Below are 24,282 nucleotides of genomic sequence, written 5' to 3' on the forward strand. Positions count from 1 at the left end.
AGGCCTGCAATAAGCCGCGTTCTGGTATAACATCGGCAAGGGTGCTACGGACGAGCCAGATCAGACACCAGACAGGAAACCACCATGACAGATGTAATCGTCCGCGACAGCAATGGCACCCAATTGAATGACGGCGATTCCGTCACGCTCATCAAGGACCTGAAGGTGAAGGGAACCTCCACCACATTGAAGCGGGGAACGCTGGTCAAGGGCATTCGCCTTACCGGAAACCCGGCGGAAGTCGATTGCAGCACCAAGCAGGTCAAGGGATTGGTGTTGCGGACCGAGTTTCTGAAAAAAGCCTAGGCCTCTTCCAGAGCTCGTGCTGTGACTGCAAGGTCAGGCATCGATCTCCACGCGGCCGCGCGGGCGGCTGCAGCAGGCGAGGATATAGCCCTCCGCGATCTCGTCATCGCGGATGCCGCCATTGTGGTTCATTTCGGTCTCGCCGCCGAGGCACTTCACCTTGCAGGTGCCGCAGATGCCGAACTCGCAGGCGCTCGGAATCTTGAGCCCGCCATTGCGTGCCGCAAGCAGGATCGTGTCGTTTTCCGTGCATTCCACTTCCACGCCGGAAAGGCTGAAGACGACGCTGGCGGACGCTACCGCCGGGGCGGCGGGGGCTGCCGCAGCCGTCTCGGAAAGTGTTGAAGGCACCGGCACCGACGAAATCTCGCTCGCCGGATTAAAGCTTTCCTGATGGTAGTTGGCCATGTTGAAGCCGGCATCTTCCAGCAGGCCGCGCACACCGTTCATGAACGGCTCCGGCCCGCAGCAGAAAACCGTGCGGTGCAGGAAATCTGGCGCAAGCAGTTCGAGCCGGGCGCGGTCGATGCGCCCGTGCAGGCCCGGCCAGACATGGCGCGCCGAGGATTGCTCGACGATAAAGGCCAGCCGCATGGCTTCCATGCGGCCCGAAAGCAGTTCCAGCTCCCGGCGGAAAATGATGTCGTCCGGCGTGCGGGCGCAGTTGATGAAGGCGACGTCGGTGGCAGGCGCACAATCGAAGAGCCAGCGGGTCATGGAGACCATCGGCGTTATGCCTGAACCGGCGGAGACGAAGAGATATTTTTCGCCGGGATGGTTGGCGAGCGAGAAGTCGCCATTCGGCCCGTAAGCCTTGATCTTCATCGGCGGGCGCAGATTGTCGAGCATCCAGCGCGTGCCGATGCTGCCCTTCTGCGCCTTGACGGTGACGGAGATATGGTAGGGACGGGAAGGGGTCGAGGACAGCGTATAGGTCCGCAGCACCGGCCCCAGCCCGTCGGCCCGTTCAATCGGCAGTTCAAGGGTGACGAACTGGCCCGGCGTATAGCGGAACCAGTTGTCCTCGGCAGTCTTGAAGGAGAAGGTCATGACGTCTGGCGCTTCTTCGATGGCCGAAATGCATTCCAGCATCTGCAACCTGTCGTTCCACGGCAGCATCTCATCCAGATATTTCAGAGGCTGCATGGCCTTCTCACTTCTCGCTTCGTATTACGGTATCAGGCGACGCGGCTAAGCTTTGCCGCTTCGCCACGCAGGCGCGGCGTCATTGTGTTGGTGTACCATTCGAGGAACTGCATCACGCCGCCTTCATGTTCGACCGAGTAAGGGCCGGGCTGATAGGCGGGCGACCGGATGCCGACGGCGTTTTCTTCCACGATCTGCCGGTCCTGATCGTTTGTCTGTATCCAGACATGGGTCAGTTCGTCGAGATCGTAATCCACACCTTCAACAGCATCCTTGTGAACGAGCCATTTGGTGGTGACAAGCGTTTCCTCGGCGCTGATCGGCAGAACGCGGAAGGAAATCGCGTGGTCCGCCATCAGATGGTTCCAGGTCGACGGATAGTTGAACAGCAGCATGGCGCCGATATTCGTGCCGCCAGCCACCTGATCGCTCAGATGCTTCTTCACCGCCGCCTTGCCGGACATCGTGTAGCTCACCGCGTCGCGCAGGAGCGGGATGCGGGTGATGCGATAGCGGCCGTCTTCCGACATGTTGAATTGTGCTGGCAGGCCGACGCTGGCGCAGTTCTTCCAGAGCTGGTTGATCTCCGGATCTTCCATGACGCCCTGCACGCCGGTTGCCGACGGCGCTTCTGGATAGGTGCGGCAGAGTTCGGGATGGTTGGCGGCGCAGTGATAGCACTCGCGATTGTTTTCCCAGACGAGCTTCCAGTTGCCCTTCTCGATGATCGAGCTTTCGAAGGCGACCTTCGCGTCCTTGATGTTGTGCGGTGCGAGATAAGGCTCGACCAGATTGCGGAAGGAAGCAAAGTCGGGGGCTTCGTCGGCCACGCAGACATAGATATAGCCGGCGACGGTTTCACAATGAACCGGCTTCAGGCCGTATTCGGCTGGCTTGAAGTCCGGGCCGACCTGACGCGCGAAGAGCAGGCGTCCGTCCAGTTCGTAAGTCCACTGGTGGTAGGGACAGACGAGCTTCGCGGCAGTGCCCTTTTCGGCAGCGCAAATGCGCGAGCCGCGATGGCGGCAGGAATTGTGGAAAGCACGAATGCCGCCCTGCGCGTCGCGAACGATGACGACAGGGTAAGCGCCGATCTGCACGGTCATGTAGGAACCGGTCTTCGGCAGCTCGCAGTCGTGGCCGACAAACAGCCAGTCCTTGTAGAAAATGTTGTCCAGATCCTGCTTGTAATATTCAGGATCGGTGTAGAATTTCTGCTCCAGGCTGAAATTGGGGTCGCGCCCGGTCAACAGCCCCAGCATTTCGTTGCGAACGTCCATAGCCTCGAACCCTTGCTTTCCATCTTGATCGGCCCTTCTGCTGTTCTCGCAGCGACTATGGCTCGATCCGGTGTTCCCTTTGTCTTCCGGAAGCACGGCTTGTCCCGTTATCTCAATGGCTTGCCCACATCTCCCGAGGTCTGTGAACTGGCTTCCGTTATCCTGATTCAATCACTGAACTATTCTAAACGCGCATTGGGATGCGACATGGTTTTCGCGTAAAGACGACACGCCAAAATGTCGCTTTTGCGGCGCAGCCAGATCATCGCAAATGTGTGTTACATGCGCCTGCGGAGCGTTTCCGGGATTGCAAATTGGTTTAAAAGCCAGTTACCACGTCAACCATATCCCAATTGTTTCATTCCATGGGAGGCTCGGTGGCCATGAAACGTTCTGAAATCAACGAAATCATCCGCGAAAGCGACGCATTCATCCGTTCTTTCGGCTATGTCATGCCGCCCTTTGCCTATTGGTCGCCCGAGGAACTGAAGGCACGCACCTCGTCTGATGCGCGTGCAATCCGCGATGCGCGTCTCGGCTGGGATATTACGGACTACGGACAGGGAAAGTTCGCCGATCTCGGACTGTTCCTCTTCACCACGCGCAACGGCAATGCCGAGGACCTCAAGCGCGGCGGTGGCATGCTCTATGCCGAAAAGATCATGATCTCGCGCAAGAACCAGCTTTCCCCGATGCATCGCCATGTGGTGAAGGCGGAAGACATCATCAATCGTGGTGGCGGCACGCTGGTGCTCGAACTGTTCAATTCGCGGTCCGACGGCAGCGTGGACAAGGAAACCGACGTGACGGTTGCAACCGACGGACGCCTTGTGACGCAGAAGGCCGGCGCTCACTTGAAGCTTCAGCCGGGTGAAAGCGTGACACTGCTGCCCGGCAACTGGCATGCCTTCTGGGGCGAGGGCGGTGACGTGTTGATCGGTGAAGTTTCGACCGTCAATGACGACCTGACTGATAATATTTTCCGCGAGCCGATCGGCCGCTTTTCGAATATCGAAGAAAACGAGAAGCCGCTGCATCTGCTGGTGTCGGACTACGACAAATGGCTGTGATGCTACCGATATTTCGGTTCTGGCAGCCTGCAAATGGTGTTGTTTGACGCTTCCGGTCCGCATGTAACTTTAAGTGAACGATGCTCCGGTTCTCTAACGCCTCCATTTCCGGCAAACCGGAGCCGGAATCTCATCAGGCTCTCGCGAATGCAAACTGAAGGACTGAACATATGAAGCTGGCGATGATCGGAACGGGCTATGTGGGGCTGGTTTCGGGTGTGTGTTTTGCCGAATTCGCTTTCACGTCACCTGCGTGGACAAGAATCCGTCGATCATCGAACGGCTGAAGGCCGGTAAGGTCACCATCTTCGAGCCGGGTCTCGATGAATTGATGACCCGCAACATTCGCGATGGCAGGCTGGAGTTCAGCACTGACCTTCCGGCAAGTGTCGCGGATGCCGATGTCATCTTCATCGCGGTAGGCACGCCATCCCGTCGCGGCGACGGCGAGGCGGATCTGCAATATATCGAGGCTGCTGCGGACGAAATCGCTGCCGCCATGAAGCCCGGCGCCGTCGTCGTCATCAAGTCGACAGTCGTAGTCGGCACCAATGCGCGCATACGCGACCGCATCAAGGCCGCCAATCCGGGTGTACCGTTCTCGATGGTGTCCAATCCGGAGTTTCTGCGGGAAGGTTCGGCGATCGAGGATTTCATGCGACCCGACCGTGTTGTCGTCGGCGTGGAGGACGAGCGCGGCAAGGCCGCAATGCAGCGCCTCTATCGTCCGCTTTACCTGCGTGAAACACCGATGGTCGTCACCTCGCTGGAAAATGCCGAAATCATCAAATATGCGGCCAATGCCTTTCTGGCCATGAAGGTGACTTTCATCAACGAGGTCGCCGACCTTTGCGAGAAGACCGGCGGCAATGTGCAGGAAGTGGCTCGCGCCATCGGTATGGATAATCGTATTGGCTCCAAGTTCCTGCATGCCGGACCGGGTTTCGGCGGATCGTGCTTCCCGAAAGATACGCGCGCCTTTGCTGCAACCGGCAAGAAATACGAGGCGCGTCAGTCGCTGATCGAGCAGGTTATAGCGGTCAATGAAACCCGCAAGCAATCCATGGCGGAACGGATCGTGACCGCCGCCAAGGAGAGCGGTGCGGACAGGGTTGCTGTTCTAGGCGTCGCCTTCAAGCCGAACACCGACGATATTCGCGAGTCTCCCGCGCTCGACATTATCGCGGCCATTCAGAAGGCCGGAATCAGGGTTCAGGCGCACGATCCGGAAGCTATGGACGCGGCCCGGGCGGTGCTGCCCGATGTTGTCTGGTGCAATTCAGCCTACGAAGCTGTAGAGGGGGCGGGTGTCGTGGCTCTGCTGACGGAATGGAACGCCTATCGTGCGCTCGATCTGAAACGGGTGGCGGGTGTCATGGCCGGAAATGTGCTGATCGATCTGCGCAATGTCTACAAGGCCGAGGACATTGCCGGTACCGGGCTTGACTATCGCTCAGTGGGCCGGACGCTGAGGGCCTAAAAACAATAATTCTGAACCGGGGAGTTTACTCCCCGGCTGTCAGCCGCTTCTTTTCGTTGGCGATGAGCCAGAGATTGCGGATATAGACGATGAGGCCGAGGCCCTGACCGGCGATGAAGACCGGGTCCTTGCGCTGGATGGCATAGATCAGCAGCAAAGCGCCGCCGAACAGCGAGAAGAACCAGAAGGCCACCGGCATGACGCTGCGCCTTGCCTTTTCGGATGCGAGCCACTGCACCACGAAGCGCATGGTGAAACAGGCCTGGGCGACAAAGCCCAGCACGATCCAGCCATCCCATTGCGCCACGAAAACGTCGTGCAGCCACTGCGACAGGCTGTTGAAAATATCAGTCATGGGTGATCTCCCTCACGCGAGGAACGACCTTGCGGCGCTTGCGCAGCCACCAGACGCCATAAAGGTCCAGAATGCCGCGCATTCCACGGTCCAGAATGCCGTAATTGGATTTGCCGTGGCGGCGTTCGCGATCGACCACGTCGACATGCACCACATCGTAGCCTTCGCGCAGCGCCAGCGCAGGAAGGTAGCGATGCCAGCCATCGAAGAACGGCAGTTGCCGGAACAGGTCGGTATGCAGCGCTTTCAGGCCGCAGCCGGAATCGCGCGTCTTGTCCTTGAGGATCGCGCCGCGCAGATTATTGGCAAAGCGCGACGACAACTGCTTGAGTTTCGTATCCGTGCGCTTGAGGCGCTGTCCCGCTGCAATGCCGTAATCCGGTCCGGCTTTGATCAGCGCATCCGCCAGAACGGGGAGATAGGCGGGATTGTTCTGCCCGTCGCCATCCATGGTCACGACGATCTTGCCGCGCGCCGCGAAGACACCGGAGCGCACTGCGGCGCTCTGGCCCGATGAACGATCATGGCGCAGATGGCGAAGCGGCTTGCCTGCATGGATGCGGCCCGCGAGTACGTCGCTGGTCGAGTCCGTCGAACCGTCGTCTACGACGATGACTTCGTATGCGCGGCCCTGCATGGCGGCATCGACTTCATCCAGCAGAAAGGCAAGATTGTCGGCTTCGTTGCGGCAGGGGATAACCACAGAAATCGTCGGTGTGTCCAAGCGGAGTGTTCCTTCATTCCTCGCGCCATCTGCTTAAGCCCGGCTTACCTGCCCGGAAACCCGATAGCGCGCAAGGCGCGCTGCATAGCATTGATTGCATGGCAAAGCCAAGACGGTTCAAGTAATCGTGAGTTCTGGCCCGGATAATAACTCGATTGATCGGTTGACTGCCGTTTTCTAGCTGGTCAATGCCGGTGACGGAAGAGCCTCCGCCAGCCAATCCAGAAAATTCTGCATCACCTGATCCCGGTTGGTCTCGTTGAGGCTTTCGTGGCGGGTGCCGGGAAGGATCGTGCAATCGACACGCTTGAAGCCCATCTTCCGCATTCTCTCCCCCAACTTCTGCACAGCGGCGCCGTTCGCCGTTGCCGGGTCTTCGGCGCCGCCAACCAGATTGAACGGCATGTCCCGCGGAACCTTTGAGAAATTGCGGTCGTCGGCCCCGCGCCGGATCAACCGGAAAATGTCGATCCACAGCGCCACGCTGGCGTCGAAGCCGCAAAGCGGATCGGCGATATAGGCATCGACCTCCGCTGCATCGTGCGAAAGCCAGTCGAACAGCGTGCGGTGGCCCTTTATGGACCGGCCCCAGGCGCGGAAGGTCATTTTCGGCAGAATGCTGCTTGGAACGTCCGAGCCTTTCAGCATGCGCTCCATATAAAGAAGTGCGAGTGCCGCAGCGCTTTGCGCTCCACCGTCAAAATTTGCATTCCAGACCGCCGCCGCATTCACTGTGTCGGCATGGTCCAGCACATAGTTCAGCGCGATCAGCCCGCCCATAGAATGGCCGAAAAGTACCACGGGCAAGCCCGGATGCTTCTCGTGAATGTGACGGTTGAGCGCCCGCACGTCCTCGATGGCCACGATATGGCCCTGCTTTTGCGCGAACGTGCCTCTCGGTGCATGAGCACCGATATTGGTGCCGTGCCCGCGATGGTCGTGAATATAGACGTGGCAGCCAGCCGCCGCGAGGGCGAAGGCGAAGCGTTCATATCGCGCCGAATGTTCGGCGAGGCCGTGGCACAGCTGGACAACCGCTCGCGGCATGGCGGCGCGGACGGTGCGGAACGGAAGTTCTGATTTGTCTGCGACCGGCAGATGATGAATGGTTTTGAACGTCATTTCGCCATCTGATTTTATGCCGTGCAAATAGTCAATCTCCCCGATGCAGCGTCGCTAAAACAGGCATTGGATCGACGGGTGAACGAATTTTAGGCAATAGCGTTTTTTGTGCAGATTCTGCTTGAAAAGCGCAAAAGCTTGGGCAAATCTAGCTTTGCAGACGGGGTTTTGAAGGGCATCCAGGGGCGTCTAGAGACAGAATTCACGTCATAACTTGCAGGCCGTCCGATGAAAGGGAGGAAACTTTCGCGGACGGTGGCCAGAGGGGAAACCGGGTGACGGAAATATCCGCGCCCGGTTTCATTATATTTGTTTCTCGAGCAGATGCGGACTGGTGGTTCCGGCTGCTTCCATTTCGCGGGTTGGCGTTTGCTTCCGGGGCATATTTGGCCTACATACGCCTCAGCAATTTCCGCGCGGTTCGACCTGATCGGCGACCCGCGCTTCTCAACCTGCGGAGACGACGCGCTTTATGGCACGCCAGTTCATTTATCACATGTCCGGCCTCAACAAGGCCTATGGCAACAAGAAGATTCTGGAGAACATTCATCTCTCCTTCTACCCTGACGCCAAGATCGGCATTCTCGGTCCCAACGGCGCCGGTAAGTCGACCGTGCTCAAGATCATGGCCGGTCTCGACAAGGAATATACCGGCGAGGCGTGGCTCGCCGAAGGCGCGACCTGCGGTTATCTCCCGCAGGAACCGGAACTCGATCCGTCCAAGGATGTGCTCGGCAATGTGATGGAAGGCGTCGCTGAGAAGAAGGCGATCATCGACCGTTACAACGAACTGATGATGAACTATTCCGACGAAACGGCGGATGAAGGCGCAAAGCTGCAGGACATCATCGACAGCCAGAACCTCTGGGATCTGGACAGCCAGGTGGAAATGGCCATGGAAGCGCTGCGCTGCCCTCCGGGCGATGCGGACGTGTCCAAGCTTTCGGGTGGTGAAAAGCGTCGCGTGGCGCTTTGCAAGCTTCTGCTTTCCAAGCCCGACCTGCTGCTTCTCGACGAACCGACCAACCATTTGGATGCCGAAACGACCGCATGGCTGGAAAAGCACCTGCGCGAATATCCGGGTTCGGTGCTGATCATCACCCACGACCGTTACTTCCTCGACAATGTGACGGGCTGGATTCTCGAGCTCGACCGTGGTCGCGGCATTCCGTATGAAGGCAACTATTCCGCCTATCTGGAAGCCAAGGCCAAGCGCATGCAGCAGGAAGGCCGCGAGGAAGCAGCGCGTGAAAAGGCGCTGTCGCGTGAACGCGAGTGGATTTCAGCAAGCCCGAAGGCGCGTCAGGCCAAGTCCAAGGCGCGTATCAAGGCCTATGACGAACTGGTCAAGAGCGCGGAAGAACGCCGCCCCGGCGACGCGCAGATCATCATCCCGGTGGGCGAGCGTCTGGGTCAGGTGGTCATCGAGGTTGAGAACCTGTCGAAGGGCTTTGGCGACCGCCTGCTGATCGACGATCTGAGCTTCAAACTTCCGGCTGGCGGCATTGTCGGGGTGATCGGCCCGAACGGCGCCGGTAAATCGACGCTCTTCAAGATGCTGACGGGGCAGGATCAGCCGGACAAGGGTTCGGTTCGCATCGGCGACACGGTTCACCTTTCCTATGTGGACCAGAGCCGCGACGCACTCGACGCCAACAAGACCGTATGGGAAGAAATTTCCGGCGGCAATGACGTCATCAAGCTCGGCAAGTTTGAAATGAACTCCCGCGCTTATTGCGGTGCGTTCAATTTCAAGGGCGGTGACCAGCAGCAGAAGGTCGGCAATCTTTCGGGCGGTCAGCGCAATCGCGTTCACTTGGCCAAGATGCTGAAATCCGGCGGCAATGTCCTGCTCCTCGACGAACCGACCAACGATCTCGATACGGAAACGCTCGGCGCGCTTGAAGATGCGCTCGAAAATTTCGCGGGCTGCGCCGTTATCATCAGCCACGATCGCATGTTCCTCGACCGCCTGGCGACGCACATCCTCGCATTCGAAGGCGACAGCCACGTCGAATGGTTCGAAGGAAACTTCGAGGATTACGAAGCCGACAAGATCCGCCGTCTTGGACCGGATAGCGTCAATCCCAAGCGGGTTACCTATAAGCCGCTCACTCGTTAATTACTCTCAAAAGGCCGGTGCATAGCGCCGGCCTTTTCGTTTGATGAAGGGAGACAGGATGAAAGACTGGTCCGCAAAGCAATATCTGAAGTTTGAAGACGAACGCAGTCGCCCGGCGCGTGATCTTCTGGCCCGGATACCGCTCGACGCGCCGCGCAAGGTTGTCGATATCGGCTGCGGCCCGGGCAATTCGACGGAGCTTCTGGCCGAACGTTGGCCAGACGCCCATGTCTCCGGCTTCGACACATCACCCGACATGATCGAAAAGGCCAGGGCGCGCCTGCCGCATGTTGATTTCACCATCGGCGACGTGACGAGCTTTGAGCCGGATGCGCAGACCGATGTTCTTTTCTCCAATGCCGTGTTCCAGTGGCTTCCCGATCACATCGCGCAGATGAAGCGCCTCTTGTCGCTGCTTCGTCCCGGCGCAGTGCTGGCCGTCCAGATGCCGGATAATATGGGTGAGCCCACGCATGTCGGCATGCGCGACGTGGCCAGAACGGAAGCCTTTGCCGCCAAGATCGGCACCGAGGGCAGGGAGCCTTTGCCGCCGGTGGCGGAATATTACAACGCACTGGCCAGCCAGGCTGCACGGATCGATCTATGGCATACGATCTATAACCATCCGCTGGATGGCGTGGATGCCATTGTGGAATGGGTGAAGGGGACAGGTTTGCGGCCTTTTCTCGATCCGCTCGATGAGCAGGAACAGGCCGACTATCTGGAGGCCTACAAAGAGCAGATCGCGCCGCATTATCCAGCGACGGTCGACGGAAAAGTGCTGTTGCGTTTTCCGCGTATTTTTCTGGTCGCTCAAAAGAAATAACTGTCTCAAAGGTCGCTCCACACGGGGAATTGATCGATTGCCCGTGCGGGCGATCTCAATTATTTATTTGTTATTTCAAAGGGTTGCATCGTCTCTGGAACAGGCGGCGCTGCCAGCCGTTTCATTTAGCAATTTCTCATATTGTAATAGATTGCATGCAAACGATTTTGTTCCTATGGTCTGGCCGCATCCTGAAACCGCTCTAGATATGGAGCCTGTGATCGCAACGCCGTGATGCGTTTCATCCCGTCGCGATTTCGTTCAGGAGGCCGGTTTCGATGCTCTTGCTCCGTTTATATTCTTCGTTGGGAATGAACACCGAGACCGCCGGTTCAAGGACCGTCTGTCATCGCCAGCGATTCAGACGGCATGATTTTGACCGGGAGGACATTTCAAATGCGAGGCTGCCTTTCGACTGAAACGCGGATCGCTTTTTATGTTTGTGAAGTGAAACAATCGCCGATTTCGGTCATCCCGCATGGGACCGGCGGCTTGCGGGCTGTTCGACAACTGCCCGCTATCGGGAGTTTTCAGAATGAACAATGCAGAAATGCATGCTGACGCCAATGGCGAGATCGAAGCGGCACATGATGCCCATGACACGCGCCGCCGCGTCTTTGCCATCGTGGCCAGCGCATCGGGCAATCTGGTGGAGTGGTACGATTTTTACGTCTATTCCTTCGGCGCGCTTTACTTTGCGTCGCAGTTTTTTCCCGCCGAAGACCAGACCAGCCAGTTGTTGAACGCGGCTGCGATTTTTGCGGCTGGTTTCCTCATGCGCCCTATCGGCGGCTGGCTCTTTGGCCGCATTGCCGATAGGCTCGGCCGACGCACATCCATGCTGATTTCGGTCACGATGATGTGCCTCGGTTCTTTCGCGATCGCCATTCTGCCGACCTATCAGAGCATTGGCATTGCGGCACCATTCCTGTTGCTGATTGTGCGGCTTTTGCAGGGGCTTTCCGTCGGTGGCGAATACGGCACCACCGCTACCTATATGAGCGAGGTGGCGTTGGCCGGTCGTCGTGGCTTCTTTTCCTCGTTCCAGTATGTCACGCTGATCGGCGGGCAGTTGCTTGCCGTTCTGGTGATCGTGGTGCTGCAGTTCTTCCTGACATCGGATGAGCTTCACGCCTGGGGCTGGCGCATTCCTTTCGCCATTGGCGGTGTCGCGGCCATCGTGGCGCTTTTCCTGCGGCGGACCCTTCACGAGACCTCGACGGAAGAAACCCGCAGCAACAAGGCAGCGGGCAGCTTCGCCAATATCTGGAAGAACCACCGCAAGGCTTTCCTCGTTGTGGTCGGCTTCACGGCTGGCGGTTCGCTCGCCTTCTATACCTTCACCACCTATATGCAGAAATATCTGGTCAACACGGCTGGCATGAGCAAGGAAACGGCCAGCGAAACCATGACCGTCGTGCTGCTGGTCTATATGCTGATGCAGCCGCTCTTTGGCGCATTGTCCGACAAGATCGGGCGCAAGACGATGATGATCGGGTTTGGCGGCATTTCCATCCTGACGACGATTCCGCTCCTGACGCTGATCGGTTCGGTTCAGAGTCCGCTCTGGGCGTTCATCTATATCGTGATCGCGCTGGCGATCGTCAGCATGTACACCTCCATCAGCGGCATCGTGAAGGCAGAACTGTTTCCGGCGGAAGTGCGGGCGCTGGGCGTCGGCTTTTCCTATGCCATCGCCAACGCTATTTTTGGCGGCACGGCGGAATATGTGGCGCTGTGGTTCAAGCAGCAGGGCATGGAAAGCGGCTTCTTCTGGTATGTGACCGTGATCATGGTGGTAGTCTTCGTCGTCAGTATCGTGATGCCGAACCCGCGCACGCACGGCTATCTGCAAGGGCACGGTTCGGTCGATTGACATTCGCCAAGCTGGAATATTTTCAGGCCCGGATCGGTACGATTGCGGGCTGAATGCATTGTGTGGCCTTGCATTCCGCGATGCGCTATCATCCGGGAGTTTTTATGGGGCGTTTTCATGAAATATTTTCTGAGATCAGAGCATTTCAAGCAAAGGCATAATGCGTTCGCGGTCCCGTTTTTGGGGGCGGCCCTATTCATGGTGCTGCTTACTTTCCCTGCTCATGCGGTGCTCGCACCGAATGTCGAGGCAGGCCGGGAACTCGCCTCCGTGACCGAGGCGGTCGGAAAGCGCTTTCCGGGCCAGCCCATCCAGAGTATCACCCGACAGGATTCCGGTTCTTACGATGTCCGGGTCGGAACATGCAGGTTGAAGGCCAGGATCGTCACCCTGCCGACACCGCAAGGCATGGTTGGTCCACGGCAATATACCGTGCGGTTGACCCGGCCCAAATGTGCGGCGGCAAAACAGTAAATCCCGGCTGGTTTACATCTGTACGACTTCATCGTCCTCCGGCGAGACGAGCCGTGTGGAGCGCCACTCCGTGAGTTTCGCGTTGATCGCATCCAAAACGAAGAACCGTGCCGAATCCCTGTCATAGCCTTCGTCGCGCAGCGCGTCGTAATCGGTGTGGGAATGGCGCACATGCGCAACGGTCGCGAGCCACACGGCAGTGGAAGGCGGCAGCGTCTTCATATGCGGAGCAAGTGCTGCGGCGCGGATAGGTTCGGAGTCCGAATAGGGGACGGCCGGAAGCAGAAGCGTCAGGGACTTGGCGATTGCCTTCTGGCGATTGGTGCCTGCGCTCATTCTGCTCTCCTTCCATATCCGCATGCGCCTGAAAATCCGAACCGATTTCAGGAAGCACGACGCTTGGCTTCCTGTCTGGAACGTTTTTCGTGCATCCGTAAGGCGTGGGGCGCTCGTTTGCGAATCCCTTACGCCGCCATTCTGCATGAAAAGTCCTTGCGTCAAAATTGTTTTCCATATAAACATATCTTTATGTCTTTTAGTCAGCCCGAGGGCCAAGTGATGAGCAGTTTGCAGCTGCAACTCGATCAGATGGTGGATGTGTTGAAGGCGGTGGCGGAGCCAAGCCGCTTGCGCATTCTGGCGCTGTTGGCGCGGGGCGACCTGACCGTTTCGGACCTCACGACGATATTGGGGCAATCCCAGCCGCGTGTTTCGCGTCATCTGAAGCTGCTGGCCGAAGCTGATCTGATCGATCGCTATCAGGAAGGGGCGTGGGCCTATTTCCGTCTCGCTGACAATGTGATCAGCGGTGATCTGGCGCGCGGGCTTCTGGCGCGCCTCGACAGTGCCGATGCGCTGGTCGAGCGCGACATGGAGCGCCTGTCGCAGGTGAAGTCCAGCCGTCAGGAAAAGGCAGCCGCCTATTTCAGCGCCAATGCCGGCAGCTGGGATCAGATACGCAAGCTGCATGTGCCCGAAGACGCGGTCGAAGTGGCGCTCAAGAAAATAGTCGGCGACAAGCCGTTTCAGGCCATGCTGGATGTCGGCACGGGTACGGGCCGGTTGCTGGAGCTTTTTGCGCCGCTTTACCTTCGCGGCGTCGGTATCGACATCAATCGCGACATGCTTGCCGTGGCGCGGGCCAATCTCGATCTGGCGGCAATCGGCAATGCCCAGGTTCGTCAGGGCGATGTCTATGCGCTGCCTGTCGAGCGCGAGAGTTTCGATCTGGTGACCATTCATCAGGTTCTGCACTTTCTTGACGACCCGCTGGCTGCGATCAGGGAAGGCGCGCGGGCGCTGCGCCCCAACGGGCGGCTGCTGATCGTCGATTTTGCACCGCACAGGCTTGAGTTCCTGCGCGAGGAGCACGCGCATCTGCGGCTTGGCTTCAGCGACGAGCAGATGCTGGGCTGGATGAGGGATGCCGGTCTTGAACCGGAAAAGACACTGGAGCTGGAGCCGAAGGCTACCAACGGAGATCAGGGGCTGACAGTGAAGCTGTGGCTTGCCCGCGATCCGCGCCTTCTGATCGCCGACCCGGTGTCGAAAACGATAGAGCGCGTTTCGGCTTGATGAAGTCAGACGGAAGCACACTCTAAATATTTGTATTCACGGCATTATGCGACGCCCGATGTTTCCATCTGGCTGCAAAATGCTCCGAGCATGACGGAGACAGTTTGATGGGTTTTTACGGTCTTTCCCGCCGACCGGACGTTGGCCAGACCACCCGGGTATCGTTCGAATTCTTCCCTCCCAAGACGGAAGAAATGGAACAGCGTCTCTGGGATACGGTCACGCGGCTCGCCCCGTTGCAGCCTGAATTCGTTTCGGTGACCTATGGCGCCGGTGGTTCCACGCGGGAACGCACGGCGCGCACCGTTGCGCGCATTCTCAAGGAAACCGACGTCAAGCCCGCCGCGCATCTGACCTGCGTGGATGCGACGCGTGAGGAAGTCGACCGTGTGGTGCGTGAATTCGCAGCGTTTGGCGTTAATCGTTTCGTGGCGCTGCGCGGTGATCCGGCGGCGGGTATAGGCGAAAAATATGTGCCGACGCCGGGCGGCTACCAGAACGGTGCCGAACTGGTCTCCGGCCTGCGCAATATTGCGGATTTCGACATTTCAGTTTCCGCCTATCCTGAAAAGCATCCGGAAAGCCCGGATTTTGCAACTGATATCGATATGCTGAAACGCAAGGTCGATAATGGTGCGACGCGCGCCATCACCCAGTTCTTCTTCGAGAACGATCTTTACGAGCGTTATGTCGAGCGGGTTCGCCGCGCAGGCATCTACATCCCCATCGTTCCGGGCGTGCTGCCGGTACACAACTTCAAGCAGGTCAAGAATTTCTGCGCGCGGTCGGCGACGCATATTCCGGCCTGGCTGGCCGAGCGTTTCGACGGGCTGGACAACGATCCGCAGACGCACCAGCTGGTGGCAGCCGCAATTGCCGCCGAACAGGTGATGGATCTGATCGAACGCGGCGTGCAGGATTTCCATTTCTACACGATGAATCGCGCCGATCTGCCCTTTGCGATCTGCCATATGATCGGCATAAGGCCGAAGGCGGAAGCAGCGCTGGAAATGGCCTGAAACAAAAGAAAGTCCGGCGATTTCGCCGGGCTTTCTCGTTTTCGTGCGGGTCGACCTATCCTCAAAAACCGAAGCCGCCGTAATGGTTTAGGCCATTTCCCTTAGAGCATTTCCTGTTTAGGCTGGTGTCTTTATCCCGAAACCGGTTCCCACTTTCGGGAGACATACTCTAAGGGATGACCCCTGCTATCAACGCTGCAACAAATGCAAATGCCGCACAGATCATGAGGACATTCAAAGATCGCGTAAGTCCCATTGGTCTGTCTCCTTCATATGCGCCCGACTGGTCGGACGCGCGCTGGTAGGAAACCGGAATCTAAGCGCAAAACGCCCCGAACAAAAGAAGATTTCGTTCTGCAATCTGCCGTGATAGGGGAATAAACCTATTGTTTACCCTCTAAACTATTGAAATATTTGACTAGAAAAATTTGTTCACATTTCATGAAAAAGACATCGAACTGCCACGTTTGGTGCTGTTTTCGCCGCACTTGCCACAGCTTTTTTGACACGTTTTTAGCCCATTTCAGCGAATTAGCGCCAGATATGCCGACAAGGTGAGGACTGATATCACGGTCGAATAGAGGATGACGTTGGAGGTTATCGCCGCTTCGCGACGATAATGCTCGGCCAGCATGAACGGCCCGGTGCCGGTCGGCAGGGCTGCGAGAAGCGCGGCGCTCTGCGCCAGCAGGGGCGGTAGTCCGAACACATGGACCGCCAGCAGCCAGGTTGCGAGCGGTTGAACGATGAGCTTCACCGAGACCAGGAAGGCGATGGCATTCACGCTTTCACGTTCGATCTTGCGCGGTTGGGCGAGGAACAGGCCAAGGGCCACGAGCGCGCAAGGCGATGCGGCACCGCCGAGCATCTTGAGGAAGGTTTCCGCCGGGGGTGGGATCGCGAGCCCCAGAAAGGACACCACGGCACCAAGCGCTGGAGCGACAAGCAGCGGATTGCGGATCAGGGATAGCACCACCTTCCAGATGAGACGGAGCGGCTTCTTTTCGGTTTGCAGGCCGATTTCGATTAGCACGATGGCAAAAGCGAAGGTGACGCAGACGGTGATGATGATCGAAATGGTTGTCGCGGCCAGAACGCCCGAGCCGAAAGCGATCATCGAAAGCGGGATGCCCATATAACCGGTATTGGGATAGGCGGCGTTCAGGCCGTCCAGCGCGGTATCGGCAAGCGGCATTTTTCCGCGCAGCCGCACCAGAAATGGCAATGCGAAAGCAATGGCGCTTGAAAGCAGAAACACTGCGATGAAGCCTGGCTGCCACAGCTCGCTGCCATGGGTATTGGCCATGATGTCGAAGAGCAGGGCAGGCAGTGCAAGATAGACGACGAAACGGTTCAGCTCCGCTATTGCATGCGGCCCGAGAATTTTCAGCCTGAAGGCACCCCAGCCGGAGAAAATCAGCGCGAAAACGGGAAGGACGACGAACAGCGTTGTGAGCATGGGGCGCATTTCAGTTCGGGAAAGGAAAAGGCGCGGGCTTTGAACTCCGCGCCTTGTCGAATATCAGAGCTTGTCGAGAAGCTCCTGCGTTGGCCAGGAATCGGCGGGCATTCCGAGGCGCAACTGTTCGGCGCGCACGGCATCGCGGGTGGCGACACCGAAAACGCCGTCGATCTTGCCCATTTCATAGCCGCGCGCCTGCAGCTTGGTCTGGAGTTCCTTCAGCTGGTCCTGCGTCAGGCCGGGAACCGGGGTGCCGGGATCGAAGGCAGGCGCACCCGCCAGACGGGTCGCGAAATAGGCCGCCGTGGTCGCATAGACGATGGACTTGTTCCATTCCACGAACACGTCGAAGTTCGGATAGGACAGGAAAGCCGGTCCCTTGCGGCCAAGCGGCAGCAGAAGCGACGCATCACCGTCATCCGGACCGAGCGGACCATTGAGGCCGGTCACGCCCTGTTCAGCCCACCAGGAATGCGGCTTGCGATTGGTGCGGATCGCTTCTTCCCAAGGCAGGTCCTTGGTGAGGCGAACTTCCTCGAGCCATGGCTGGCCACGTTTCCAGCCGAGTTCCGAGATCATGCGACCGGCGGTCATCATGGCGTCGGGAACGCTGTTCTTCAGATCGACCTTGCCGTCGCCATCGCCGTCAACGCCACGTTCAAGATAGTCCTTCGGCAGAAGCTGCATCATGCCGATTTCGCCAGCCCATGCGCCAGTGGTCGCCGCATCGACGACCCCCTGATCGAAAAGCTTGAGAAGGGCGATCAGCTGCGGGCGGAACAGGTCCGGGCGGCGGCAGTCATAGGAAAGGGTGACAAGCGCATTGAGCGTGTCGAAATCTCCCTGAATGGCACCATAGTCGGTTTCCAGGCCCCAGAAGGCGGCAAGGACTGGTCCCGGTACGCCATAGGTATCTTCGACCTTCTTGAAGACATCGGCATATTTGACCAGATTGTCACGGCCCTTCTTCAGGCGCGCTTCCGAGATGAGGCGCTTGGAAAATTCGGTGAAGGTCAGGTTGAAGACAGTCTGCTTGCGGTCGCGGTCGAGCACCTTCTGCTCAAGCATGGCCTTGTGCAGTTCGGCGATGCCCTTCTCGCCGACACCGGCGTCACGGGCTTCCTTGGTCAGATTGTCCATCCACTGGCCGAAATCGATCTCGCATTCCGGCTTTGGAAGATTGACGGCGTTTTCAGCCGGGGCCGCAGCAGGCGCAGGGGACGCGGCGGCCTGTGCATTGGACATGGCTGTCGATGCCAGCAGGGCGGCTGCGATAACTGAAGCAAACAACTTCATTGGTAACTCACACTAATAAACCGGGAGCAGTCGGCTCCCTTCCGAGGATTGTTTTGCTATTGCCCCAACAAGCCCCGGAAATGAAGCAAAACTTGGTGTGAACTGCCAAACTGGGCCGTGTTAGCGGACCTTGTTGCTTTCCAGCCACTTTTTCCACGTATTGGCGTCACCTGCGAAGACGTTGATGTCGGCGTCGCCCTTGATGCCGGGAATGGAGCCGGTGCCGGTATATTGCCAGAACGTCCACGGATGCGGTCCGTATTTTTCGTCAGGATGACCGGCGACGGAGCGCAGCCAGAACGGATAATCCGCCATCTGCCGCAGATCGTTGTCATCGAAGAAATCGACCGTCGTGTAGACGATCGGGCGCTTGCCGTAATGTTTTTCCAGCGCTTGCAGGAAAATGCGCATTTCCTTGCGCACAACGGCTGCGTTGGGGCGCAGCTTGCAGGTTGGCGACTGCGGGTTCCATTCCATGTCGAGAACGGGCGGAAGCGCGCCGGGGTCACGCGGTACGTTTTGAATATACCAGCGCGCCTGCTCGATCGCCGGACGGCAGAAATAATAGAAATGATAGGCGCTCCGGGCGATGCCTGCCTGACGGGCGCCGTTCCAATGTTCCTGAAAGCCGTCATCGACCCGGTCGCCGCCTTCGGTCGCCTTGATGAAGGCAAAGGAAATGCCACTGGCGCGAACGGCGCTCCAGTCAATATTGGTCTGGTATTTGGAAACGTCCGTGCCGTGGATCGGATAGTGCCACGGCGTCTTGCCGGTCCAGTCGTGCGGGTCGCGATCCCCGAAACGGGGCGCCTTCACCGGGCCTGACGGCGGTGGAATGCGGGCTACCGAACCACCTGATTTCTTTACGTCGGAAAAGTCGTAGTCCACCGTCGTGCAGGCGGAAAGAAGTAAAGCGCCGAGGGCGAGAATGCTGCAGCTGGCCAGACGGTTCATATAGTGGTTCCGTGTCGCGAATCAGTCCTCTAACGGTTACGCGATCCGGAGGCAGACGTCACCAGTCTGCCGGTCAAGTTTGCTGCTAATCTGTTGAAGTGGCTGGCATCGCCGCACGAACGACCGCTATCCAGGCAAAGCCGCGATACAGAATGCGCTTTTCAACAGTGGCGTTCCGTTCCTGTGCGAGCTGATCGCAAATCGCAAAAAGGTCGCTGCGCGGTGTGACGTGGAACCATTCCAGCCATTTGAACAGAGCTTTTGCGAACCAGCGGGGCAGACGAGACTGATCGCCAAAATCGACGATATGCAGTTCGCCGCCCGCATTGAGGTGTCGGACGCTTTCCCGGATGACCGATTGCCATTGCGGGATCATCGACACCGCATAGGAAATGAAAATCCGGTCAAAGCCCGCTTGTCCGAACAATCGCTCCGGGTCGAATTGCGCTGCGTCGGCCCGGTCGAGGCGGACGCGGCTTTCGATGCCGGCGCGTTCCGCCGCATGGCGGGCGGTATCCAGCATTTCCGCGGAAATATCGATGCCGAAGAGCGTGACGTCAGGATAATGTTCCGCAGTCTTCACCAGATTGCGGCCCGTGCCGCAGCCGATTTCCAGAACCGTGCCGTTCCGGGGAACGTCCAGCCCCGCAATCATTGGGTCGCGACCCAGAAGATAGTATTTGCGGGTTGCATCGTAGAAATGCCGCTGACGACGGTAGACCCGATCCATGAGGTTGGCGTGGTCCATACCCTGAACACTCCATGGGCTGCGCAGCATGTCAGGCATCCTTCAAGATATAGAGGTGGAAGCCGCCATAGATCGACGAACGGTCGCGATCATGCAGGGCGCGGGACTCGTCTGCCTGATATTCCCAGCGATCCAGTATCTCGGGCGCTACCCGTCCCGGAAGCAGGCTCGGTTCAGCAGCAGTGCGGAAGATGACGCGGGCGTTCGGCGCGGCCGTGCGGGTGATTTCGATCCACAGCGCGTTGAGTTGCTCGTCATTCATCCAGTCCTGCGCATCCAGCAGGATATAGCGGTCGACGGAAGCGGCGGGCTTGGCGGCGAGAAAATCGGTATAGCTGGCGTTTTGCACTGTCATGCGGTCGGCACGCGCCCGCACCGTTTCGAAATTGCTGCGCGACAGATAGGGCGGCAGCGGACCGGTCTCCTCATTGCCGCTATAGCCGCGCCCGAAGGCCTGCCACGCGAAATAATTGTCGGTAAGGGGAAAGCCGCAGGCGAGTTTTTCAAGGCGGCTGCGCAGGACAAGCGCCATATCGCCATTCCCAGCGGTAGCAAGGGCATCATATTGCTGTGGCGGTATGCCGAGCCCAAACAGGGAGGATTTGCGGGCCGTCGCCCAGCGCACCATGCGTTTTTCAAAAAGCGGTGCCAGCGCGGTGTCGAAGAAACTGCGCTGCTCTTCCATGGTGCGCGCCTTCAAGATGTCGCGCGGATCGATCCCATAGAGCCGCGCCACGCGGTGGCCCATGCCGATGAAGACGCCAAGCAAACCGTGGCGATAGAGGTCGCGCCAGAAAATGGAAATGCGCTGGCGGCCGTTCCACTTGCGCTTTTCCCAATAGGTGCGGCTTTCGCTGTCGAGGTGCGGGCGGATGAAGCGCTTGTAGGCCGCCAGATTGGTCTTGTCATCGGCCTTGCCGTAGAAGCGGTAGAAAGCGTTGTAATCAGGGAGGTTTTTGACGGCGGCCAGTTTAAGCCGGTTGAACGCGACATGCGCCCGATTGAGATCGACCGCTTCCACGCATGCCGGATCGGCGGTTAGGTAGGACATGGCATTGCATCCGCCGGAAGCGATGGTGACGATGCGGTGGCCGGGCTCGATGGCAAGTGCCGCCATGTCGACTTCCGGGTCTTCCCAGATTTGCGGATAGACCAGCCCCTTGAACAGCCACGCGAACAATCTTTCGGAAAAGCCCGCGCGCGAAAGAGCGTTGTTTTGTGTCACAGCACGCTTGAGAATTGTGCCGCCTGTTGCCTGCTCTGTCATCAAAAGTTCCCCTGATCCTCGAATCCAGACTTCGATTTTGCAAAGTTAAACATCGTCCAATGACAGGGACGTGACGAAATAATTGCGGGCTTATAAACGGGAAAAAATGGGCTACTGCTCTGTAATACTGTCGCTTTATTACGTTCGGTAAGACTATTTGAGAGAACTTTTCCGCGCTGTTGCCGTTTTTCGGTGTGAAGGTCCAGTCGACAGGACTTCTGTGTCGATGAGCGACCGTAAAGGTGATTGGCCGGGTAAACCGGCCACGCACGGAGAAACAGCGAGGCGTTTGGCAAGCTTGCCATTGATGCCTGAAACCAGGCCAAGAGCCTAACCTAGGAAGGAGAGCCTAAGTGAAGAAGTTTCTGATTGCTTCTGTCGCCGCCGTATCGCTTCTCGGTCTTGCAGCTTGCAACGACAAGAAGGACGATACGAACAACGCACCGGCACCATCCACGCCGGCAGCGCCTTCGAACAATGACACGACGCCAGCGCCGACCACTCCGGCCACCCCGGCACCATCGACGCGGGGTACGGGGACTGCACCTTCCAACTAAGGGTGCGATGTCGTGACTGCTTTGCAGGCGGATGGCGATCCGGTGTCGGGTCGCCATTCGTGCTTGACGGCTTCGGCCGGTTTCGGATTTGACATGAACGCTAAGGCAACCACAGTGGGAAAAGACGGGCACTCTGCGTTTTCCGTGTTTCAACGCAGGCTCGGTTCGGTTATGGCTTTCGTCATGAACCGTAACTTTCTCTTTTTCATTTCTGCGATCGTTCTCGTTGCGCTTGCCGCATGCGGCAAGGGAGATGACGAGAGCGCTGCCACGACCAATGGCGGAGAGCAGGGCGCTGCCGCCATTTCGCAGCCTGCCAAGCCGGCAGAAAGCACGGGCACGGAAAAAGGTCCCGATCTGGTCAAGTCGCTTCGCGAGAGTTCAGGTGTGGTGACCCCGGAAGAAAAAGCCGCCGCCATCGAAAGGGCGCGCGCAAATGCGGTTGCCGCCGCTCAGTCGGTGGGCCAGACGGATGAGCAGGCACAGGCGGCTGGAGAGGCTGCGGCTGCTGTCGCACAGCGCTCCTTCAACGACCGCGAGCCGCAGCAATAATGTAAGAGCCTGTTCCAACAGTCGTCGTGCCGGTCTCCAAATGGCGCCTTTCTGTATTCCGCTGCTCACGTATCCTTAAGTACGCTCCGCTCCGGTACTCGAAAATTACCATTTTCGCCACGGCCCCACGCTTTTTGATTGAGGCTCTCAGCCTGCGGTTCGATATTCTTTCTAAATGTTTGTTTTTTCAACTTTCGCCTGCCTAGGCGGTTTTCAGTCCTTTCGGAATTCTATAGAAAAGTGCCATGTCGATTTGGGTCCGCATCGGTGAGTTTGTCACGTCCGTGGCGTCGAATGCCATTACTGGCGTTATCGAAGCCGTGCGCACCGTTTTTGAAGGCGATGCCGACACGCGCCGCCGGGTGGCTTTCTCCATCGCGATGATCGCGCTTTCCGCCAAGATGGCCAAGGCGGACGGGGTTGTCACCCAGGATGAAATCCGCGCCTTTCAGGACATATTCGCGGTGCCGAAGGAAGAGACGGCGCATGTCGCGCGGCTCTACGATCTCGCCAAACAGGATGTTGCGGGCTACGAATCCTATGCGCGTCAGCTTGCCGGATTGTGCAGCGAGGGGCAGACCGACTGTCATCTGCTGGAAGACATCCTTGACGGGCTTTTCCATATCGCCACCGCCGATGGCTATGTGCACGAAAAGGAAATGGCCTTTCTTGCAGGCGTGGCGGATATATTCGGCTATGACGAGGCGGCCTTCGACCGTATTGCGATCCGGCATGTCCAGCGCGGCGCTGACGATCCCTACGCCATTCTGGGGTTGGAGCGCGGCGTGTCCTTCGATATGGCCCGCAAGCGCTATCGCGCGCTGGTGAAGGAACACCACCCTGACCGGCTGGTGGCCGAAGGGTTGCCGCTCGAATTCATAACCATTGCCAACAGGCGTCTTGCGGCGATAAACGCAGCCTGGGCGAGTATCGAGAAGAATCTGGAGGCTGCATGAGCAGCGCACACGAAATCGAGAACGAATTGTTGGAGGAGCTGGTGCTTGTCCGGCCTGATTTCGTCGGTGCAATGCTTGACCCGTCGCCCAATTTCGGTCCGCGCCGCGACGGCAAGGTGCCAACCTTTCTCATTCTCCACTATACGGGTCTGGCAACCGCCGAAGAGGCGGTGCAGGTCCTGAAGTCGCCGGACATGGAAGTTTCCGCGCATTATCTCGTCCATGAAGACGGGCGGATCGTGCAGATGGTATCGGAAAAGGCGCGGGCCTGGCACGCAGGCCAGAGCTTCTGGAAGGGCGAAACGGACATCAATTCGGCTTCCATCGGCATAGAGATCGTCAACCCGGGCAACCTCCAGGATTATCCGCCGTTCAAGGATGCACAGATCGAGGCGGTTATCCGCCTTTGCCGCGACATATGCGAGCGCCAGGCCATCAGACCGGAGAATGTGCTGGCCCATTCGGACATCGCTCCGTCCCGCAAGACCGATCCCGGCCATAATTTTCCGTGGAAGCGGCTTCATGAGGCAGGTATCGCCCATTACATCGAGCCGACGCCGATCCGCGGCGGAAGGTTTCTCGCAAGGGGCGAAAACGGCCAGCCGGTCGAAGCCTTGCAGTCCATGCTGGCGCTTTACGGCTACGGAATTGCCATCACTGGCATCTTCGATGAGGATACGGAGACCGTGATTAAGGCCTTTCAGCGCCATTTTCGGCCACAGAATGTGGACGGCGTGGCCGATGTTTCTACCATAGATACCCTCTACAGGCTGATTTTTTCCCTGCAAAATGTTACCGCCTGAAGCGGCACGAGTGATCTGTTTGTCTAAGGGCAACATTTCAGATTTTCGTAATGTTTTCATAAAAATAGATCGATCCAGTCCCGTTGCAGCGGGGCTGTGACGGCGGTTCGCTGCGGCCGCGCATGAATCGCTAATGTTGCAACCTGTAAGACTATTTTACTTTTGCAACCAATCTTCAGCTGCATTTCCCCGCCAATTCATTGGTCAATCCCAGCGGTCACGGGCCCTTACAGGCCATATCGGGCGGGATCAAAAAACAGGATCGTCTCCCCCAAGACAGGCGGTCTGACAAAAGAAACGTTTCAAGACGGT

Annotated in this window: 23 protein-coding genes and 1 pseudogene; 13 read left to right on the forward strand and 11 right to left on the reverse strand. The window is 58.2% G+C overall.

Translation table 11 applies throughout. From position 1 onward, the window contains the following. The first annotated feature begins 84 nt into the window (after nucleotides 1-84). Nucleotides 85-306 carry an alkylphosphonate utilization protein gene (locus ACS5UA_RS01090; protein ID WP_006467255.1) on the forward strand — a complete coding sequence of 74 codons (222 nt, stop codon included), beginning with the start codon at nucleotides 85-87 and terminating at the stop codon, nucleotides 304-306. A gap of 33 nt (nucleotides 307-339) precedes the next feature. On the opposite strand, the gene ACS5UA_RS01095 is transcribed toward ACS5UA_RS01090, so the two are convergent. After that, a complete protein-coding gene (locus ACS5UA_RS01095) occupies nucleotides 340-1,452 on the reverse strand; it encodes a hybrid-cluster NAD(P)-dependent oxidoreductase (protein WP_006467254.1) in 1,113 nt (370 codons plus the stop codon). Nucleotides 1,453-1,484: 32 nt separating this feature from the next. Next, nucleotides 1,485-2,732, reverse strand: coding sequence for an aromatic ring-hydroxylating oxygenase subunit alpha (locus ACS5UA_RS01100; RefSeq protein WP_021586906.1), 1,248 nt, complete (start codon nucleotides 2,730-2,732; stop codon nucleotides 1,485-1,487). A 383-nt stretch (nucleotides 2,733-3,115) separates the two neighbouring features. Between ACS5UA_RS01100 and ACS5UA_RS01105 the strand changes: the two genes are divergently transcribed. Both ACS5UA_RS01105 and ACS5UA_RS01110 read left to right on the forward strand, forming a co-directional pair. Next, on the forward strand, nucleotides 3,116-3,802 hold the full coding sequence (locus ACS5UA_RS01105) for a D-lyxose/D-mannose family sugar isomerase (RefSeq protein ID WP_021586905.1): 687 nt from the start codon (nucleotides 3,116-3,118) through the stop codon (nucleotides 3,800-3,802). Between the two features lie 170 nt (nucleotides 3,803-3,972). Continuing rightward, nucleotides 3,973-5,282 (forward strand): annotated as a pseudogene (locus tag ACS5UA_RS01110) (UDP-glucose dehydrogenase family protein). A 25-nt stretch (nucleotides 5,283-5,307) separates the two neighbouring features. On the opposite strand, the gene ACS5UA_RS01115 reads toward ACS5UA_RS01110, so the two are convergent. From ACS5UA_RS01115 to ACS5UA_RS01125, 3 genes are all read right to left on the reverse strand, one after another. Continuing rightward, nucleotides 5,308-5,637: a lipid-A-disaccharide synthase N-terminal domain-containing protein gene (locus tag ACS5UA_RS01115; protein WP_006467250.1), complete on the reverse strand. Its 330-nt coding sequence runs from the start codon at nucleotides 5,635-5,637 to the stop codon at nucleotides 5,308-5,310. Continuing rightward, nucleotides 5,630-6,361, reverse strand: a complete 732-nt coding sequence (locus ACS5UA_RS01120; protein WP_006467249.1) for a glycosyltransferase family 2 protein — start codon at nucleotides 6,359-6,361, stop codon at nucleotides 5,630-5,632. Before ACS5UA_RS01120 ends, ACS5UA_RS01115 begins: the two co-directional genes overlap by 8 nt. A 177-nt stretch (nucleotides 6,362-6,538) precedes the next feature. After that, nucleotides 6,539-7,483, reverse strand: a complete 945-nt coding sequence (locus ACS5UA_RS01125) for an alpha/beta fold hydrolase (RefSeq protein ID WP_021586903.1) — start codon at nucleotides 7,481-7,483, stop codon at nucleotides 6,539-6,541. A 472-nt stretch (nucleotides 7,484-7,955) separates the two neighbouring features. Between ACS5UA_RS01125 and ettA the strand changes: the two genes are divergently transcribed. The 4 genes from ettA (at nucleotide 7,956) to ACS5UA_RS01145 (ending at nucleotide 12,781) form a co-directional block, all read left to right on the forward strand. Continuing rightward, nucleotides 7,956-9,605 carry an energy-dependent translational throttle protein EttA gene (ettA, locus tag ACS5UA_RS01130; RefSeq protein WP_021586902.1) on the forward strand — a complete coding sequence of 550 codons (1,650 nt, stop codon included), beginning with the start codon at nucleotides 7,956-7,958 and terminating at the stop codon, nucleotides 9,603-9,605. Between the two features lie 58 nt (nucleotides 9,606-9,663). Then, nucleotides 9,664-10,431, forward strand: a complete 768-nt coding sequence (gene tam, locus ACS5UA_RS01135) for a trans-aconitate 2-methyltransferase (RefSeq protein WP_021586901.1) — start codon at nucleotides 9,664-9,666, stop codon at nucleotides 10,429-10,431. A 535-nt stretch (nucleotides 10,432-10,966) separates the two neighbouring features. Further along, entirely contained in the window at nucleotides 10,967-12,307 is a 1,341-nt protein-coding gene (locus ACS5UA_RS01140; protein WP_021586900.1) for an MFS family transporter, read from the forward strand. A 198-nt stretch (nucleotides 12,308-12,505) separates the two neighbouring features. Next, entirely contained in the window at nucleotides 12,506-12,781 is a 276-nt protein-coding gene (locus ACS5UA_RS01145; RefSeq protein ID WP_235694383.1) for a hypothetical protein, read from the forward strand. A 12-nt stretch (nucleotides 12,782-12,793) separates the two neighbouring features. Here ACS5UA_RS01145 and ACS5UA_RS01150 read toward each other — a convergent pair whose 3' ends face one another. Next, complete coding sequence (locus tag ACS5UA_RS01150; protein ID WP_021586898.1) at nucleotides 12,794-13,117, reverse strand: DUF2293 domain-containing protein; 324 nt, start codon at nucleotides 13,115-13,117, stop codon at nucleotides 12,794-12,796. 222 nt (nucleotides 13,118-13,339) lie between these two features. Between ACS5UA_RS01150 and ACS5UA_RS01155 the strand changes: the two genes are divergently transcribed. Beyond that, complete coding sequence (locus ACS5UA_RS01155; RefSeq protein WP_021586897.1) at nucleotides 13,340-14,356, forward strand: ArsR/SmtB family transcription factor; 1,017 nt, start codon at nucleotides 13,340-13,342, stop codon at nucleotides 14,354-14,356. Between the two features lie 107 nt (nucleotides 14,357-14,463). After that, entirely contained in the window at nucleotides 14,464-15,375 is a 912-nt protein-coding gene (gene metF, locus ACS5UA_RS01160; protein ID WP_021586896.1) for a methylenetetrahydrofolate reductase [NAD(P)H], read from the forward strand. A gap of 523 nt (nucleotides 15,376-15,898) precedes the next feature. Here the strand turns inward: metF and ACS5UA_RS01165 are convergent. The 5 genes from ACS5UA_RS01165 to ACS5UA_RS01185 all read right to left on the reverse strand — a co-directional run bounded on the left by ACS5UA_RS01165 (nucleotide 15,899) and on the right by ACS5UA_RS01185 (nucleotide 21,102). Further along, nucleotides 15,899-16,834, reverse strand: a complete 936-nt coding sequence (locus ACS5UA_RS01165; protein ID WP_021586895.1) for an AEC family transporter — start codon at nucleotides 16,832-16,834, stop codon at nucleotides 15,899-15,901. A 63-nt stretch (nucleotides 16,835-16,897) separates the two neighbouring features. Continuing rightward, nucleotides 16,898-18,133, reverse strand: coding sequence for a lytic murein transglycosylase (locus tag ACS5UA_RS01170; RefSeq protein WP_021586894.1), 1,236 nt, complete (start codon nucleotides 18,131-18,133; stop codon nucleotides 16,898-16,900). A 120-nt stretch (nucleotides 18,134-18,253) separates the two neighbouring features. Further along, nucleotides 18,254-19,087 (reverse strand): glycoside hydrolase family 25 protein, encoded by an 834-nt coding sequence (locus ACS5UA_RS01175; RefSeq protein ID WP_443101106.1) that lies wholly within the window; start codon nucleotides 19,085-19,087, stop codon nucleotides 18,254-18,256. Between the two features lie 85 nt (nucleotides 19,088-19,172). Next, nucleotides 19,173-19,865: a class I SAM-dependent methyltransferase gene (locus tag ACS5UA_RS01180; RefSeq protein ID WP_025090510.1), complete on the reverse strand. Its 693-nt coding sequence runs from the start codon at nucleotides 19,863-19,865 to the stop codon at nucleotides 19,173-19,175. A gap of 1 nt (nucleotide 19,866) precedes the next feature. Then, nucleotides 19,867-21,102 carry a DUF3419 family protein gene (locus ACS5UA_RS01185; protein WP_021586892.1) on the reverse strand — a complete coding sequence of 412 codons (1,236 nt, stop codon included), beginning with the start codon at nucleotides 21,100-21,102 and terminating at the stop codon, nucleotides 19,867-19,869. A gap of 353 nt (nucleotides 21,103-21,455) precedes the next feature. Between ACS5UA_RS01185 and ACS5UA_RS01190 the strand changes: the two genes are divergently transcribed. From ACS5UA_RS01190 to ACS5UA_RS01205, 4 genes are all read left to right on the forward strand, one after another. Beyond that, on the forward strand, nucleotides 21,456-21,659 hold the full coding sequence (locus tag ACS5UA_RS01190) for a hypothetical protein (RefSeq protein WP_443101107.1): 204 nt from the start codon (nucleotides 21,456-21,458) through the stop codon (nucleotides 21,657-21,659). 93 nt (nucleotides 21,660-21,752) lie between these two features. After that, the gene (locus ACS5UA_RS01195) at nucleotides 21,753-22,211 is read left to right on the forward strand and encodes a hypothetical protein (RefSeq protein ID WP_025090509.1); all 459 of its coding nucleotides are present in this window, start codon (nucleotides 21,753-21,755) and stop codon (nucleotides 22,209-22,211) included. Between the two features lie 245 nt (nucleotides 22,212-22,456). After that, a complete protein-coding gene (locus ACS5UA_RS01200; protein WP_021586890.1) occupies nucleotides 22,457-23,167 on the forward strand; it encodes a J domain-containing protein in 711 nt (236 codons plus the stop codon). Next, nucleotides 23,164-23,970: an N-acetylmuramoyl-L-alanine amidase gene (locus ACS5UA_RS01205; protein WP_021586889.1), complete on the forward strand. Its 807-nt coding sequence runs from the start codon at nucleotides 23,164-23,166 to the stop codon at nucleotides 23,968-23,970. Before ACS5UA_RS01200 ends, ACS5UA_RS01205 begins: the two co-directional genes overlap by 4 nt. The last annotated feature ends 312 nt before the right edge of the window (nucleotides 23,971-24,282 follow it).

Source organism: Brucella sp. RRSP16 (assembly GCF_052246815.1).
GTDB classification, from domain to species: Bacteria; Pseudomonadota; Alphaproteobacteria; order Rhizobiales; family Rhizobiaceae; genus Brucella; species Brucella intermedia.

Coding starts and splice junctions, on each gene's coding strand:
- ACS5UA_RS01090 (WP_006467255.1), top strand. CDS start 85: ATGACAGATGTAATCGTCCGCGACAGCAATGGCACCCAATTGAATGAC.
- ACS5UA_RS01095 (WP_006467254.1), bottom strand. CDS start 1,452: ATGCAGCCTCTGAAATATCTGGATGAGATGCTGCCGTGGAACGACAGG.
- ACS5UA_RS01100 (WP_021586906.1), bottom strand. CDS start 2,732: ATGGACGTTCGCAACGAAATGCTGGGGCTGTTGACCGGGCGCGACCCC.
- ACS5UA_RS01105 (WP_021586905.1), top strand. CDS start 3,116: ATGAAACGTTCTGAAATCAACGAAATCATCCGCGAAAGCGACGCATTC.
- ACS5UA_RS01115 (WP_006467250.1), bottom strand. CDS start 5,637: ATGACTGATATTTTCAACAGCCTGTCGCAGTGGCTGCACGACGTTTTC.
- ACS5UA_RS01125 (WP_021586903.1), bottom strand. CDS start 7,483: ATGACGTTCAAAACCATTCATCATCTGCCGGTCGCAGACAAATCAGAA.
- ettA (WP_021586902.1), top strand. CDS start 7,956: ATGGCACGCCAGTTCATTTATCACATGTCCGGCCTCAACAAGGCCTAT.
- tam (WP_021586901.1), top strand. CDS start 9,664: ATGAAAGACTGGTCCGCAAAGCAATATCTGAAGTTTGAAGACGAACGC.
- ACS5UA_RS01140 (WP_021586900.1), top strand. CDS start 10,967: ATGAACAATGCAGAAATGCATGCTGACGCCAATGGCGAGATCGAAGCG.
- ACS5UA_RS01145 (WP_235694383.1), top strand. CDS start 12,506: ATGGTGCTGCTTACTTTCCCTGCTCATGCGGTGCTCGCACCGAATGTC.
- ACS5UA_RS01150 (WP_021586898.1), bottom strand. CDS start 13,117: ATGAGCGCAGGCACCAATCGCCAGAAGGCAATCGCCAAGTCCCTGACG.
- ACS5UA_RS01155 (WP_021586897.1), top strand. CDS start 13,340: ATGAGCAGTTTGCAGCTGCAACTCGATCAGATGGTGGATGTGTTGAAG.
- metF (WP_021586896.1), top strand. CDS start 14,464: ATGGGTTTTTACGGTCTTTCCCGCCGACCGGACGTTGGCCAGACCACC.
- ACS5UA_RS01165 (WP_021586895.1), bottom strand. CDS start 16,834: ATGCTCACAACGCTGTTCGTCGTCCTTCCCGTTTTCGCGCTGATTTTC.
- ACS5UA_RS01170 (WP_021586894.1), bottom strand. CDS start 18,133: ATGAAGTTGTTTGCTTCAGTTATCGCAGCCGCCCTGCTGGCATCGACA.
- ACS5UA_RS01175 (WP_443101106.1), bottom strand. CDS start 19,087: ATGAACCGTCTGGCCAGCTGCAGCATTCTCGCCCTCGGCGCTTTACTT.
- ACS5UA_RS01180 (WP_025090510.1), bottom strand. CDS start 19,865: ATGCTGCGCAGCCCATGGAGTGTTCAGGGTATGGACCACGCCAACCTC.
- ACS5UA_RS01185 (WP_021586892.1), bottom strand. CDS start 21,102: ATGACAGAGCAGGCAACAGGCGGCACAATTCTCAAGCGTGCTGTGACA.
- ACS5UA_RS01195 (WP_025090509.1), top strand. CDS start 21,753: ATGAACGCTAAGGCAACCACAGTGGGAAAAGACGGGCACTCTGCGTTT.
- ACS5UA_RS01200 (WP_021586890.1), top strand. CDS start 22,457: ATGTCGATTTGGGTCCGCATCGGTGAGTTTGTCACGTCCGTGGCGTCG.
- ACS5UA_RS01205 (WP_021586889.1), top strand. CDS start 23,164: ATGAGCAGCGCACACGAAATCGAGAACGAATTGTTGGAGGAGCTGGTG.